Source organism: Desulforhopalus sp., from assembly GCA_030247675.1.
Lineage (GTDB): Bacteria > Desulfobacterota > Desulfobulbia > Desulfobulbales > Desulfocapsaceae > Desulforhopalus_A.
In genome coordinates this window covers 1031021-1046213 of record JAOTRX010000002.1, presented here as the reverse complement: position 1 = coordinate 1046213, position 15193 = coordinate 1031021, and the positions used below count along the sequence as shown (strand labels likewise).

General features: G+C 56.0%; 13 protein-coding genes, 1 tRNA gene and 2 other RNA genes. 11 read left to right on the top strand and 5 right to left on the bottom strand.

Annotated features, from left to right (window positions below):
• Positions 1-29: 29 nt before the first annotated feature.
• The gene (locus tag OEL83_04585) at positions 30-263 is read right to left on the bottom strand and encodes a MarR family transcriptional regulator (protein ID MDK9706305.1); all 234 of its coding nucleotides are present in this window, start codon (positions 261-263) and stop codon (positions 30-32) included.
• 296 nt (positions 264-559) lie between these two features.
• On the opposite strand from OEL83_04585, the gene OEL83_04580 reads away from it, so the two are divergent.
• Genes OEL83_04580 through OEL83_04565 form a run of 4 tightly spaced genes read left to right on the top strand, consistent with a single transcriptional unit; the run spans position 560 to position 3359 of the window.
• Positions 560-802 carry a hypothetical protein gene (locus OEL83_04580; protein MDK9706304.1) on the top strand — a complete coding sequence of 81 codons (243 nt, stop codon included), beginning with the start codon at positions 560-562 and terminating at the stop codon, positions 800-802.
• A 34-nt stretch (positions 803-836) separates the two neighbouring features.
• Entirely contained in the window at positions 837-1361 is a 525-nt protein-coding gene (locus tag OEL83_04575; protein ID MDK9706303.1) for a DUF2924 domain-containing protein, read from the top strand.
• Entirely contained in the window at positions 1354-2940 is a 1587-nt protein-coding gene (locus OEL83_04570; GenBank protein MDK9706302.1) for a recombinase family protein, read from the top strand. The genes OEL83_04575 and OEL83_04570 overlap by 8 nt, the downstream gene beginning before the upstream one ends.
• Before the next feature lie 2 nt (positions 2941-2942).
• Positions 2943-3359: a hypothetical protein gene (locus OEL83_04565; protein MDK9706301.1), complete on the top strand. Its 417-nt coding sequence runs from the start codon at positions 2943-2945 to the stop codon at positions 3357-3359.
• Positions 3360-3779: 420 nt separating this feature from the next.
• On the opposite strand, the gene ssrA is transcribed toward OEL83_04565, so the two are convergent.
• The 4 genes from ssrA to OEL83_04545 all read right to left on the bottom strand — a co-directional run bounded on the left by ssrA (position 3780) and on the right by OEL83_04545 (position 8504).
• Positions 3780-4142: a transfer-messenger RNA gene (ssrA, locus tag OEL83_04560) on the bottom strand.
• A 31-nt stretch (positions 4143-4173) separates the two neighbouring features.
• A complete protein-coding gene (gene smpB / locus OEL83_04555; GenBank protein ID MDK9706300.1) occupies positions 4174-4656 on the bottom strand; it encodes an SsrA-binding protein SmpB in 483 nt (160 codons plus the stop codon).
• 27 nt (positions 4657-4683) lie between these two features.
• Complete coding sequence (locus OEL83_04550; GenBank protein MDK9706299.1) at positions 4684-6486, bottom strand: GspE/PulE family protein; 1803 nt, start codon at positions 6484-6486, stop codon at positions 4684-4686.
• Positions 6487-6662: 176 nt separating this feature from the next.
• Positions 6663-8504 carry a M48 family metalloprotease gene (locus OEL83_04545; protein MDK9706298.1) on the bottom strand — a complete coding sequence of 614 codons (1842 nt, stop codon included), beginning with the start codon at positions 8502-8504 and terminating at the stop codon, positions 6663-6665.
• A gap of 316 nt (positions 8505-8820) precedes the next feature.
• On the opposite strand from OEL83_04545, the gene OEL83_04540 reads away from it, so the two are divergent.
• From OEL83_04540 to purF, 7 genes are all read left to right on the top strand, one after another.
• Positions 8821-8896: transfer RNA gene (locus OEL83_04540), tRNA-Ile, on the top strand.
• A gap of 204 nt (positions 8897-9100) precedes the next feature.
• Entirely contained in the window at positions 9101-9925 is an 825-nt protein-coding gene (locus OEL83_04535; protein MDK9706297.1) for a Nif3-like dinuclear metal center hexameric protein, read from the top strand.
• A gap of 30 nt (positions 9926-9955) precedes the next feature.
• A complete protein-coding gene (locus OEL83_04530) occupies positions 9956-10678 on the top strand; it encodes a C4-type zinc ribbon domain-containing protein (GenBank protein MDK9706296.1) in 723 nt (240 codons plus the stop codon).
• A 49-nt stretch (positions 10679-10727) separates the two neighbouring features.
• Positions 10728-11082: RNase P RNA component class A (rnpB, locus tag OEL83_04525), an RNA gene on the top strand.
• Positions 11083-11118: 36 nt separating this feature from the next.
• Entirely contained in the window at positions 11119-12288 is a 1170-nt protein-coding gene (gene ispD, locus OEL83_04520; protein ID MDK9706295.1) for a 2-C-methyl-D-erythritol 4-phosphate cytidylyltransferase, read from the top strand.
• 69 nt (positions 12289-12357) lie between these two features.
• The gene (locus tag OEL83_04515) at positions 12358-13503 is read left to right on the top strand and encodes a M20/M25/M40 family metallo-hydrolase (GenBank protein ID MDK9706294.1); all 1146 of its coding nucleotides are present in this window, start codon (positions 12358-12360) and stop codon (positions 13501-13503) included.
• Positions 13504-13733: 230 nt separating this feature from the next.
• Positions 13734-15161, top strand: a complete 1428-nt coding sequence (gene purF, locus OEL83_04510) for an amidophosphoribosyltransferase (GenBank protein ID MDK9706293.1) — start codon at positions 13734-13736, stop codon at positions 15159-15161.
• Positions 15162-15193: the final 32 nt, after the last annotated feature.

Below are 15193 nucleotides of genomic sequence, written 5' to 3'. Positions count from 1 at the left end.
ATCTCCTTATTTTTCGCGACCCAGCATCGTTATTCGGGCCTCCTGATGACGACGATGCTTCGGGCCTTACGAGCTTCTTTCTTCAGATAGCCTTTCCGTACCAGTTGAGCGATCTGCTCGTGGGCGCTCGCGTGGCTGATACCAAGGACTTCCGACAATTCTTTCACCGTTGGCGGCAACCCCTTTTCATCGATGATTTGGCAAATGACCCTCAGCGTGTTTGCTTGTGGGTCGGTTATTTCCGATACCTTTTTCTTTCCCATGGCGATTGCTCCGTGTCGTAGCCACTGAGCGGATTAAGCCCAATTTATGACCACAAAATATACGACCTGATGAACATCAGGTCAATCAAAAAAACAGGACTTCTCGTCTGATTCCGTCATCTTGCACGTCCCTCCGGTAGGTAACGAACGCAAGTCCGGTTCAAGCCGGATGTAACCAGATAACCGACCAGAGGCGGAGCTGAGGCGGTTGTGGGTGCCATAGAACGCGCATCCCGACCGCCGCCGTTTTCTGGTATCCACGCCATCCAGCCCCCCGGTCCAACCGGAGGTGTTCGATGTTGGATGTACAGGAAATGAATGATGGGCCAGGGACGGATGACCTTGACAAAAACGGCAAACCCGGCCGCCTGTCGGGTGAGGCGAGGCTCCAGTCAGCCGCCTCCATTCTGGCCACGGCGATCCTGCGCCGAATGGCAAAAAACGCATGTGTGGGCAATGAGTTAGAGGTTTTCGAAGATTCTTCCCCTGTGCTCGGAGAAGGACTTGATTCATTGCCGGAACAGAGCATTCATTCATGACAACTCGTCCGGAAACCAAAATAAGGAGTTGAAAATGAATGAGTTACAGAACGCCGCCACCGGCGGCAAGATCCAGGACCGAACCCGAAACTCAGTCCTTCGGCAGATGGCCCTGCTGCAATCCATGTCCCTGGAGCAGCTCCGGGAAAAATGGCTCGACCTCTACGGCGAAGAGCCGCCCCAGTACAAAAAGCAATTCCTCATCAAGCGGCTGGCCTATCGCATCCAGGAGCTTTTCTACGGCGGGCTGTCCGAGCAGGCCAAGGTCCATCTCCAGCAGGCCGCCAAGGAGGACCCGGTAGCCACTGTCAATCGACGCATCCCAGAAGAGCGGAAATCGAACGAGGCCATCCTGCCCGGGACCAGACTGGTGCGGGTCTGGAACGACCGGCGATATGAGGTGACCGTCCTTGCCGATGGCTACGAGTTCGAAGGCCGCACCTTCCGGTCGCTCAGCGCGGTGGCCAGGGAGATCACCGGGACGCGCTGGAACGGCAAGGTCTTTTTCGGGCTGAAGAAGGTTTACGGCAGAAAAGCCGAGGGAGGTTCAGATGCTTGATAACAGCAATGTCGCGCCGGGAAAGAACAAGACGCTGCGCTGTGCCATCTACACCCGCAAGAGCCACGAGGAAGGTCTCGAACAGGAGTTCAACTCGTTGGATGCGCAACGGGAATCGGCGGAACACTATATCGAAGCCCAGAGAATGCGTGGCTGGACGGCTCTGCCGGATCGCTACGACGATGGTGGTTTCTCGGGTGGGAACATGGAGCGTCCGGGGCTACGCCGCCTGCTGGCGGACATCGATGCCGGGAAGATTGACGTGATCGTGGTCTACAAGGTTGACCGCCTGTCCCGCTCGCTGCTGGACTTCATGAAGATGATCGACCTCTTCAACGAAAAGGGCGTCAGCTTCGTCTCGGTCACCCAGCACTTCAGCACCACCGACCCCACCGGCCGGATGTTTCTCGGCATCCTGATCACCTTCGCCCAGTACGAGCGGGAGGTCATCGCCGAGCGCATCCGGGACAAGGTGGCGGCCGCCAAGCGCCGGGGAAAATACTGCGGCGGCGTACCCATTCTCGGATACGACGTCGACCGGGATAACAAGAAGCTGCTGGTCAACCCGGATGAAGCCAGGACGGTGCAGTACATCTTCCGCCGCTTCATCCAGATCGGCTCGGCCAAGAAACTGGGCCAGGAATTGAACGAACAGGGATACCGCACCAAGGCCTGGACCACCAAGAAAGGTAAGGTGCGCGAGGGCTCAGAATGGAATACAGGCCACATCTACCGGCTGCTGAACAACCGGATCTATATCGGCGAGATTGCCCACAAGGATCGCAGCTACCCCGGTGAGCACGAAGGGATCATCGACCGGGCGTCCTGGGACAAGGTGCAGGCCATCCTGGAGGACAACAAACCGGTCAAGGTTTCCATGGCAAGAACCAAAATGGTCGCCCCGCTGAAAGGCGTCATCCGCTGCGGCCACTGCGGATGCGCGATGGGTCCGACCTACGCCCGCAAGAACGGCCGCCACTACACCTATTACATCTGCCAGAAGGACAGCAAGCGGACCGTGAGCCGGTGCCCCCTCAAACGGATTCCCGCCGGGGACATCGAGCAGGCCGTGGTCGAGCAGTTGAGCGCGGTGTTCCGCACGCCGACGCTGGTGGCCAAAACCTTCTTCGCGGCCCGGGACATCGAGCAGGCGGAGCGGGAGCGGCTGTTCAAGCAGAAAGCCCAACTCGAGATGGAGCTGTCGCAGGCGAGGGAGCAGGCACTCGAACTGATGAAACCCGGCAGCGATCAGCCGGGCAAGGCTGAGATGCTCACGACCGTCAACCGCCAGGCGGTCGAGCTCTCGAAACAACTGACGCACGTGAGCGAGCGATGCAGAGCCTACCGGGGGAACAGCATCACGGAGCAGGATGTCTCGGAGGCCTTCCAGAATGTCGAGGGCTTCTGGGAAGACCTTTTCCCTGTGGAGCGAAACCGGCTCATCCGCCTCCTGGTGGATAAGGTGGAGATCCGGGAGACCGGAATCGACATGGAGCTGCGCACCAACGGGCTGACAACACTCATCGCCGAGCTGGCTGGTCTGGCATGCGAAGTCACCGAACGGAGGGTAAGCCGATGAAAATGAAGCCGACCATTACCGTAGCCGACAACGGCAACCTGCAGATCCACATCCCGATGCTGATCCGGCGCATGCGCGGCCGCAAGACGGTCATCGCGCCCAAGGCCCTGGATGGAGATATCCCCGGGGCGCAGGAGCCGGTACAGTCCGCCGTCCTCCAGGCTCTGGCAAGGGCCTTTTCCTGGGCCGACATCCTCGAATCCGGCCAGATCAAGTCCATCAGCGAGCTTGCCCGTACCCTCGACGTTGATGGCTCGTATGTGGCCCGCATCCTCAAGCTGACGACTCTGGCCCCCGACATCGTGGAAGCCCTGATCAACGGCGAGGAACCCAACGGGCTCTCGCTGGCCAAGCTGACCCAGACCTTCCCCGAAGACTGGGCCGAGCAGCGCCGCCAGTTCGGCTTCGCCACCGACTGACGACCGGACCGGAGACCACCCCAGAGAGCCGACCATCAGCGTCGGCTTTTCTTCTTTTGGGGGGCAGGAAACCGGAGTTGACCACACTTCTTTTCATGGGCGAAGCGGGTGATTTCGAAAAAAACGTCCGGTTGCGGCATCGAGCGATGACCTAAGACAACCGCCAAAAACGGCAACCAGCCGCAAACCCATATCAATCAAGGATGTAGCTTTCCGGACGAGCTTCGGACTTGGTCCGGAGAAAACAGAGAATCAGGGGCCAAACAGAGAAAGAAAGGCTGGAGGATGGGGAGAATCGATGGTGCGGAGAGGTGCTTTGGAAAGATGTGAAATGGGCGCAAACCCTTTAGAAACAAGGGGAAAAAGAAAACCCGTCACCCCGGAGAATGACCCCAGAGAGACGGGTTTGTCTTTTCTAAATGGTGGAGGCGGCGGGAGTCGAACCCGCGTCCGAAAATGCTCCCCTCCCGTATCTACATGCTTAGTTCCGTGCTTTGGTTCTCACTTTGGGAACTCCGTCGGAACATGGATTTCCCGCAGCCAGCCTGTTAAATCTCGTCCCTTGAAAGACAGACGGCCTTCAAGCGACCAGCCCATTGAGTCGACGCCCCGAATCCAGTTCTATGGGCGAGAACCGGTGGAACGGCAGTATGACAGGTTAAGCTGCTACTGCGTAGTTATAATCGTCTGCGATTATATTTAGGTTCTACCGTTTTACGAGCAGATAGAAGCTCGGCATGCAACAGTAAGCTTACACATCCCCGTCGAATCCGTTTCGCCCCCTTATCTTGAAACGACTGTTTTTGTTGATTTTTTAACGTTTGTTATGGTGCATCTCTCTTTGGATCTCGCGGTTACCCTGCTGCTCCTTGAGGGATGCCCTCTTGTCGTACTCTCTCTTGCCACGGGCAAGGCCCAACTCGACTTTCGCCCGACCGTTCTCCTTAAAGTATATCTTCAAGGGGATAAGGGCAAGGCCCTTTTCGTTCATCTTGCCAATAAGTTTGCGGATTTCCCGCTGGTGGAGGAGGAGTTTACGCACCCGTAGCGGATCATTGGGGTTGTGAGTGGCAAAGGTATACATCGAGATATGGACGTTGTACATCATCACTTCGCCTCGGCCGTCGATCTTCACGTAGCCGTCGCGCAGATTGGCCTTGCCAGCCCTGAGCGATTTCACCTCCGGGCCGGAAAGGACCATTCCCGCCTCATAGGTGGCGTCGATATGGTAATCGTGGTATGCCTTTTTATTCTTGGCTACTATCTTGATGCCCAAGTTTTTCTTATCGGTGGCCATTTCGCTTTATTTGCCTCTGCCTTTTGATCACACCGAAGTTGCCCGAAGAGCTTCCTCGTAGGTGGTTATCCCGCGTTTCACCTTACTCCACGCGTCCTCGCGTAAAGTAGTCATTCCTTCGCGGATTGCAACCTGGCGCATTTCCTGGGTCAAGGATTCGCTGGCCACCATCTTCTTTATCTGGGCAGTCATCGGGAAGATCTCAAATATTCCGCATCGTCCCTTATACCCCGTACCCCGGCACTCCCTACAGCCCTTGCCCCGGCGAAGGGTGACAGTGCCCGAATCACCGGCCGGGAAACCGAGCTTCAACAGCTCTTCGCTCTTCATCTCAAAGGTCTCGGCGCAATCGTTGCAGACCATTTTCACCAGCCTCTGCGCCATGCAGCCGAGCAGAGTCGAGGCAACCATGAAAGGTTGCAGACCAAGGTCACGGAGCCTGGCAATGGACGACACCGCATCGTTGGTGTGCAGGGTCGAAAACACCAGATGGCCGGTCATCGCCGCCTGCACCGCATGGGCTGCGGTTTCGTGGTCGCGAATCTCGCCGATCATGATGATGTCCGGGTCCTGGCGGAGGATGTTTCTGAGGATCGTCGAAAAGGTGATGTCGATGAGCGGCTGCACGGCGATTTGATTGAACTCGTCATAAACCATCTCTACCGGATCCTCGACGGTGACCACATTTTTTTCCGGGGTGGCGATCTCCTTCAGCGTCGAGTAAAGGGTTGTCGATTTACCACTGCCAGTCGGCCCTGTCACCAGGATAATGCCGTGCGGTGCGGCAATAAAGGATTTATACACCTCGAGATCGCGCATGGAAAAGCCAAGGCTTTCCACCTGCTGAAAGATCATGTCGGAATCGAGGATACGCATGACCACCTTTTCGCCAAAAGCCACCGGCACCGTCGACACCCGGATCTCCACGTCCTTGCCGCTCTTGGCGCCGATCTTGATCCGGCCGTCCTGAGGCCGCCTTTTCTCGGCAATATCCATCCGCGCCAGAAACTTGATCCGCGAGGTTATGGCCGAGTGCACCGCCTTCGGCAGGTTGTAGATGGTATGCAGGCTGCCGTCTATGCGGAAGCGCACCATGGAGACATTGCGTTTCGGCTCGATGTGGATATCACTGGCCCTTTGCTCGAGGGCGTAGTGAAAGATATGATTGACCGCCGTCTTGATATGCTGGTCAGAGGAGGTGATCTCTTTTGAGGCGGAGATCTTCACATAGCGCTCGAGATTGCCGATATCAATAGAACTGCTGGCCCCGGGCGCTATGCCGAACTGGTCCTCGGCGGCGCTGATCGACCGCTGAAAACCGAAAAACTCGGTGATGATCCGCTTGATATCGGACTTGGTGGCGAGATGCGGACGGATCCTCACCTGATTGGTCTGTTCGATATCGGCCAGTGCCGCCTGGCAATCCGGATGATAGATGGCCGTTTCGAGAATGCCGTCCTCCATCTTAAACGGCAGAATCATCTGCCTGATGGCGAAGTTTCGAGGAATGGTCTTAGTGGCGACATCCATGTCGAGATCGAGGGGATCGAGCTTTTTGAACGGCAGGTCTTTGGCCTTGGCCACCGCCTGCATGATAAGCTCTTCATCGATCAGCCGCCCGTCGCCGCCCAGCAACTTGAGGTTGAAGGCGGTGATAATTTCCACCATGTCCGGATAATCTTTATCGACCTCTCCCTCCTTGCCGGCCAGGCGCAAAAGCTTTTGCCGCTGTTTGCCTTTTTCCAGGACAATAAACTGTCGCTGTTTGGGGCTCAGCACCCGCAGATCGACAAGGACATCAAGGAGTTCGTCGCTGTTTAAAAATTTCATTCAACCACCTTCACCTGGCAAGAGATTACAATCATCGCCCTATTCTCCCCGCAAATAACGATTTTTGCAATACAAATGAATACGTTACTTCTCCTGCGAGAAGAAAATGGCCAACATGCCGGGGCAATGGGCTGCGCCTGGAACCACCCGCCGCAATGCCTCTCCAGCCGCAGACATCAAGGTCTCGCCTGCTGCTTCGCTTCTAGTTCTTTTAGCGATTCCTCGTAGGTCTGCTTCAGGAACCTGGCGATTTGGGCCTGATAGAATCTTCTTTGTGCCGGATCGATGGCGGCTGCCTGTCGTTCGGCGTGCACCGCTTCTTCAACCAATCCGTTGGCCCAGTAGGCGGTGGCCAGGGTATCGTAGATGTGCCCTCTCGCCTGCAAGGAGGCCGCGGCCCTGGCAAGGCTCAGCGCCCGCAGGGGATCGCGCAGCCGGAGGTCCTCACTGGTCAGGAGCAGCCATGCGAGATTGTTCATGATTTCCGGATTGACCGGCTCTAGGCTATAGGCCTTTTCATAGGCGGTGCGAGCCTTTTCTTCCATCTTTTTGGTCATCATCAGGTCGCCGATAAGCCGTTGCCAAAGGGCACGGTCAGGCTCCTTGGTCGCCTTCTGCAGGAGGATCGTCTCGGCGAAATTTTCCTGATAACGCGACGCCAATTGTTCCTTTGGGATCTGGCCGACTAAAACACCGGCGAGAACCACCACCGCCACATAGGAGATAAGGCCGAAACGTACCTTACGGTCATGGCGTTTGATCAACTCGGGCTGCCTCTCCGCCTGGACCAGGCATTCAATGCGCTCACCAATGCCGAAATGATGCCAGTTATGTTCGTCGCGGACGGTGCCGCTGAGCAGAGCAATCTTTTCAAAGGCCGATATCAGATCCCGTCCATGGCCAATTGCCGCAAGGCTGTACAGATCGGCCTGCCGCTCGAAATTACGGACAAAATAGCCAAAAACAAAACGAAAATAAAAAAGCAGAAAGACGACAAGAGGCACCGAACCGACCACGGTCAGAACACTCTCGGCATCGATACCGCTGGCAAGAATCATGGCATTAACCATATCCTGCGCCAGCAGCAGGTAGATAAAGGGCTCAACAAGCATCCCGGCTAAAACGCTGAAACCGGCCAGGAGAAAGACATACAGCAGGAGATGGTACTTTTTTACATGGCCTACCTCGTGGGCAACAACCGCCTCAAGTTCCTTCAGCGACATGGTCTCGATAAGGGCGGGGGTAATGAGAATGTACCGCAAACCGGGGACAATGCCCATGACCCCGGCGGTCAGCACCCGTCCTTCAAAAAGCGGCCACAGATAAAAATCCGCGGAAAAATTCTGGATGGCACAAAAGGCCCGGAGATGGTCTTTCAGGGGGCCTTCCGGCAATGGCCTGCAGCCCCACAACCGGCGAACGAGGGGTGGGAAAAAGAGCGTTACCACAATCAAAAAGACACCAAAGAGCAGCAGATCGCCCCATTTCGAGGCGGCAAATTCCTCAAGACCGGGCACCGGAATAAGGGCGACGACATCATAGAGCAGGGAGATGATGATCCACGGCAGGACAATCGGCAGATTGACCTGTATATTCAGTCGAATAAAGGCAAGGGGCCGGTATTTTTCGCCAAAAACATACTCGTAGTTCCGTTGCCCGGCCCGCCACATCAGGCTCAAATAGCCAATAAAGAGCAGCAGCCCGGCAAGGTTGACCAAGGCCGGCATGGTCTTGCCAAGCGGCAATATCGACAGATAATATTTCGGATCACAGGTGTAGAGGGTCACACCGAAGAAAACCAGGGCGAGGATCGATAACTGCTTCTCCGTCCGGAAATATCCGGCACTCCTGAAGGCTGCCTGCCGGGCGAAAAGCCGCCGGGCCACCTGCCGGTACCCGACAATCAGGGCGACAAAGAGGACCAGGGCCTGCCAGCCGCCCAACCACGGGGTCTGCGGTACGCTCTCCAGCGTGAACAAAAAGATGGCGACCAAAAACAGGAGGAGGTTTGTGTACATCAAGGCTATTCACCAACGTATCTAAATTAATAGGAGAAAACCGGAAAACGATATTGCTTGCAAAATATCCCGAACCACACGGCCGGGCGGACACCCAGAAAACGTCAGTATCGCTGGCTAACCTGCCAATATTTCAAAAGAATACCCAAGCATTCTTGTAGAGTAATTACGCTTTCCCTTTTGACAACCGGACAACCTGATTTTCCATGATTCGGATTGGTGCCTTGCAGTCGGCCTGTCCCCTTGTCGAAAAAATATTTTTATTGACTTTATCAGCCATGTCGATTTATATGAGCTGTTTTATTGTCAGAGAAGCGGGCGTATAGCTCAGTTGGTAGAGCCATCGGCTCATAACCGATCGGTCGTAGGTTCGAATCCTACTGCGCCCACCATTCATACTGCAGCTTCTGACCAGAAACAACGAGTTCCTTGATAACAACAACCGTATCCATACAACAAGGGGAAGGCAGAACACCCCTGGCACATAGGCCGCTCCGGGCAGAACATGCCCGAACCGGCGAGGTGAATCAAAAGGTACATTCCGGGTGGAGTGTACCTTTTTTGTTTTCCAGCTCGAAAAACCAATACAATCAGGTATGACGGTAAGAGTACAAGACATTCTCAAGAGCCTGAACATCCTGGCACCATTCAATCTGGCTGAACCCTGGGACAATGTCGGACTTCTGGTCGGCAACCCGAATCAAGAAGTTACCGCGATCCTCGCCGGACTTGATCCAACCAGCGCCCTCATCGATGAGGCAATAGCCCAGGGCGCCAACACCGTCATCACCCACCACCCGGTCATCTTCAAACCGCTCCAGGCAATCAACACAACAACCCTGGAAGGCCGATTGCTCGAAAAGGCCCTCTCCAACCGTATCGCTATAATCGGCTGTCACACCAATTACGACAGCGCTCCGGCCGGAGTCAGCGCCATTCTCGCCGAGCAGCTCGGTCTCGTCAGCCTTCGGCCTCTCCTGCCGACATCTCCGGAAAAACTGCCGGACATTGGCCTTGGGCGCATCGGCGACTACCCTGCCGCTATATCCTCCAATGATTTTATGCAGCGCGTTCTTCGCGTCCTGCAGTTGGAAAGCGTGCAAATGGCCGGCCCACTGCCGGAGAAGATCCGCACCGTAGCGATCTGTGGCGGCAGCGGTTCAGATCTGGCCCCCCAGGCCCTGGCGCTCGGGGCGCAGGTATATCTTTCAGCGGAAATCAAACACAATATTGCTGTCTGGGCGAATGAGTGCCGCTTCTGTATTATCGACGGCAGCCATTATGCCACGGAAAAACCGGCGGTCCGCATCCTTGTCAAACAGCTGGAGCAGATCTGCCAAAAAGAAAATTGGAATATCAGGATCATGGAAACCACGACGGAGTGTCACCCCTTCGTCACAAAAAATAGAAGTCATCAATAGTCATTGTAACACCCATAGAGGAGAATCATCTTGAAAGAACTGTTAAACCAACTCGTTGCGCTGCAGGCCATTGACATGGAAATTGACCAGATCGACCAGGCCATCAAGGCTGAGCAGAATGCCCTTGATGAACGTATTTCCGCCCTGGCCAAGAGAGAGGCGCTTATCAACGAACTGCAGGAAAAGATCAGCGCCCAGCAGAAGGAAAGCCGGACCCTGGAAGGCGAAATGGCTGATAAGATGACCCACGTCCGCGAGCGTCAGTCGAAAATGATGCAGGTCCAAACCGGCCGGGAACAGACGGCACTTCTCAAGGAAATCGAGGACGCCAAGAAGAGCGCCAAGGAAAACGAGGAAAGCATCGTCGCCATCATGCTGTCCATCGAACAGCTCACCGCCCAGATGAATGAGGAGAAAAACCTGCTGAAAGGCGAAAAAGAGCTGGTTGCCGAGGAGACTGAGAAGGTCAGGGCAAACATCGAGGCCATCAACAAAGGCAAAAGGGAAAAAGACAGCCAAAGAGGCGACCAGGCCACCAAGATCAAGGCCCCGACCCTTAAAAAGTACGACACCCTCCGCCTGCGCCGCAACGGCGTAGCGGTGGTTAACGTGGTCGATGGTGTCTGCCAGGGCTGTTATATGGCCATTCCACCGCAGCTTTTCAATCGATTGCTGCGTGGCGACGAGCTCTTTGACTGCCCAACCTGCCAGCGGATGATTCATTACGCACCGGCCGCGGAAGAGAAAAACTAAGGGTCACTTTTCCCTTTCTTCTTTCGCACTTTCCAACTACATTGCTGATCGGAGCGGGCGCATGATCGCTCCGGCTCAGGCCGGGGAGGAAAGTCCGAACTCTACAGGGCAGGGTGGTTCGTAACGCGAACGCCGGGCGACCGGGGGAAAGTGCCACAGAAAACAAACCGCCTGATCCGTCAGGTAAGGGTGAAACGGCGAGGTAAGAGCTCACCGCTTCCGTGGTGACATGGAAGGCACGGCAAACCCCACCCAGAGCAAGACCAAATAGGGAGATGTTTGAGGGCGGCCCGTCCGAGATCTCCGGGTAGGTTGCACGAGATGTTGAGCAATCAACATCCTAGTCAAATGATCATGGCCTCTTTGCCGAGGTACAGAATTCGGCTTATAGCCCGCTCCGTTTTTCTTTCGTTTCCGAGACTTTAGCGCAGCCATCTCCCATGACCCAACGAGCCGCTGTTATTATTCCGGCCGCCGGTTTCGGCACCCGGATGAAGCTTGATCAGCCGAAACAGTACCACCTGCTTTCCGGCATCCCGATTCTTGTCCGCACCGTCTCCGCCTTCTGCGATAAAGACTTCCTCACCACCATCGTCGTTGTCGCCCCTGCCGCCATGGCCGAACAAACCCGGCAGCTTCTCGCAGACCATGGCCTGACCGGGGACAACTTACTGATAGTGGCCGGCGGACGGCGGCGCCAGGACTCGGTGAAGGCCGGTCTAGACGCCCTGGATGACGGCATCGAAATCGTCCTGGTGCATGACGGGGCCCGGCCGCTGGTCAGTGGCGACCTCATAAACAGGTGTTACCAGGCAGCCCTGACCAGCGGTGCCGCCATCGCCGCAATCCCGGTAAAGGACACCTTGAAAAGGTCCGATGCCACCGGCCGAGTTCAGGACACCATCGACCGAAGCGCCCTGTGGCAGGCCCAGACCCCCCAGGCTGCCCGAAGGGAATTCCTGCACAGGGCGTATCAGCTGAATGGCGACGCCGACGTCACCGATGAATCGTCGCTTCTGGAAAGGGCCGCCATCCCGGTAACCATCGTCGAAGGCGCCGAGACCAACATCAAAATAACCCGTCCGGAGGACCTTCTCTTGGCCGAACACATTCTTGCAGGGTCTCGGCCGGCACCGGCCTTGCGCATCGGCCACGGCTACGATGCCCATCGACTCGTCGAAAACCGCAAACTGGTGCTGGGTGGCGTCACCATCCCCCATAGCCACGGCCTGCTTGGCCATTCCGATGCCGATGTTCTCACCCACGCCCTGTGCGATGCCCTCCTCGGGGCCCTCGGTTGCGGCGATATCGGCAAACACTTTCCCGATTCGGACGACAAGTTTGCAGGCATCTATTCGATTCACCTTCTCGAACAGGTCATAGCCCTGGCCAGGGAGAAAGGTTATGCAATGGTCAATGCCGACATCACCCTGGTCTGCCAGGCCCCCCGGCTTTCCCCGTTCCTGCCACAAATGCGGAAAATTCTCGGCCGGGCCTGTCAAGTCGGCCCGGATGTCATTAATATTAAGGCGACCACCACCGAAGGATTGGGATTCTCCGGCAGGAAGGAGGGGATCGGCTGCCATGCCGTCGTTCTTCTGCAAAAATAATATTGGGTTATACAGGTTGTCTGCTCAAACGAAACCTGCCCTTGCGGCACAAAAGAAAAAGGATCACCTATGAACATTGCAATTAACCGGGAACGGCTAGCCGCCACCTTTACCGAATTATGTGAGATAAGTAGCCCGTCTCGCCAGGAAGGGGCGATATCCGCCCATCTCAAAAGGGTTTTTGCCGAACTCGGCGCCGACACAATTTATGAAGATGATTCCGCTGGCCAAACCGGCTCGGAATCGGGAAACCTCATCATCCGCTTTAACGGCAACATGGCGGACCGGGACGGCTTGTTTCTGTCCTGCCACATGGACACCGTGGGACCAGCCGACGGTGTCAAGGTGATCAGAAACGGCGATATCTTTACCAGCAGAGGTGATACCATCCTCGGCGGCGACGACAAAGCGGGTATTGCCGCAGTCCTTGAACTGCTCACCCTTCTGAGAGAAAATAATGCCCCCCATCCAACCATCGAGGTGATTATCACCACCTGCGAGGAGATCGGCTTATTGGGTGCCAAGAGCCTCGATTACCAAAAGCTGCAAACCGCTTATGGCTACGCCCTTGACTCCACCGGTAACAACGATGTCATCATCGGCGCCCCGGCCGCCAACAAGTTCACCATTGAAATTAAAGGTTTGGCCGCCCATGCCGGGCTCTGCCCGGAGGCCGGCATCAATGCCCTGACGATTGCCGCCCAGGCCCTGGCAGCCCTTCGCATAGGCCGGCTTGACGAGGAATCGACCTGCAATTTCGGCAAGATCCAGGGTGGGGTGGCAACCAATATCGTACCGGAACGGGTCATCTTGCAGGGAGAGGTCCGCAGTCACTCAGATAAAAAATTGGCGAGTTATACCGAAGAGATATTCAAGGCCTTCGAAAGGGCAGTAGCCGATTGGCAGGGCAACCCGGCAACCGGTGACAATAAACCAACGGTATCCATCGAAATCGTTGACGACTATCCCCTGCTGGCCATCGCCCCTGATGCCCCGGTGCTGCAACGCATTGAAAAGGCGGCGCGCGCCTGCGGCAAAGACCTTCGGCATCTTGTTGCCGGCGGCGGCAGCGATGCCAACATTTTCAATGGCTACGGCCTGCCCACTGCCATAGTGGCAACCGGCATGGACAAGGTGCATACAGTAAACGAGCAGATGAATCTCAACGATCTGGTGAACCTCACCGAGCTCCTGTACGCCCTGGTAACCGAATAGGAGAAGCCAGCTCAGACTATCTTTTTCCAAAGCCTTCAGATCTTTCTTGTTGAATTTGGGGAATACTTGTTATAGATTTCCGGTTTTGGGATTCCCAAGAAAAGGCACAAAGAGAAGCTCTTTGTGCCTTTCCCTATTTTTGGCAATTACTGAAAATCACTAAGACTAGGACAGTACCTGGACAATGCACCAACCAACCGATTTTCAAGACAATTAAGGACTTTCTCTCGATGCCGCAAAACACCCGCAGGAACCTTTCAGACGGCCGCCCCACCCATGAGTGTGGAATTTGCGGTATTTATAATCACCCGGACTCCGCTAAACTCGCCTACTTCGGGTTGTATGCGCTGCAGCATCGTGGCCAGGAAAGCGCCGGAATTGTCACCTCCGATGGCAGCAAGGTGTCCATGCACAAAAACATGGGGCTGGTGCCCGAGGTTTTTTCCGAGGCCATAATCCAGAAACTGCAGGGCCATCTGTCTATCGGTCACGTGCGCTACTCGACAACCGGGGCGTCAAATCTCACCAACGCCCAACCGCTCCTTGTCACCCACAAGGGAACGACCATGGCGGTTGCCCATAACGGCAATCTTGTCAACTCCATTGCCCTCCGCGCCGGCTTGGAAGAGCGCGGATCAATTTTCCAAACCACCATGGACAGCGAGGTGGTCCTGCATCTCATGGCCCGCGCCGCCCACCTCGGCCTGGAACAGGCCCTCAGCCAGACCTTCACCGCCCTCAAGGGGGCGTATTCCCTCCTGCTCATGACCCAGGACACCATGATCGCCGTCCGCGATCCCGATGGCTTTCGCCCCCTTTGCCTCGGCAAACTCAAGAACGGTGGCGGCAACGGCTGGATCGTCGCCTCGGAAACCTGTGCTCTTGACTTGGTTGAGGCGGAATACATCCGGGACATCGCGCCCGGCGAGATACTGCTGTTCAGAGACGGGACAATGACCTCGATCTTCCCCTGGCCAAAACAAAACAGCCATTTCTGTATCTTCGAGCAGGTCTACTTCGCCCGCCCCGATTCGGAGATCTTCGGGATCAATGTCTACCAGGCACGTAAGCGGATGGGCGAGATCCTCGCCGAGGAAGCAAAAATCGACGCCGATTTCGTCATGCCCTTTCCCGATTCCGGCAACTACGCCGCCCTCGGATATTCGCAGGCCTCCGGTATTCCACTGGAAATGGGCGTGATCCGCAATCACTATGTCGGGAGGACCTTCATCCAGCCGACCCAGTCAATGCGCGACTTCAACGTCAAAGTCAAACTCAATCCGGTTCGCTCCTTTCTCAAGGGAAAACGGTTGATTATCGTCGAAGACTCGATCATTAGGGGGACAACCGGCAAAAGCCGGGTGCGGGCCCTGCGGGAGGCAGGCGCCAAGGAAGTCCACATGGTGGTGAGTTGCCCCCCCACCAGGCACGCCTGCTACTACGGCATCGACTTCCCGTCGGCCAGCCAGCTTATCGCCAACAAGAAAACCATCGCCGAGATCGCCGAATATCTCGGCCTCGATTCCCTGCATTATTTAAGTCTTGAAGGTTTGGTGAAGGCTACGGGGATGACCAGCGAGGACTTCTGTCTCGCCTGTTTCAACGGGAAATATCCGGTTGCACCGGACACGAGCTTCCACAAGGATGCCCTTGGTTGATGCCATCCGGCACAAACCCCGCCGACAGTCCA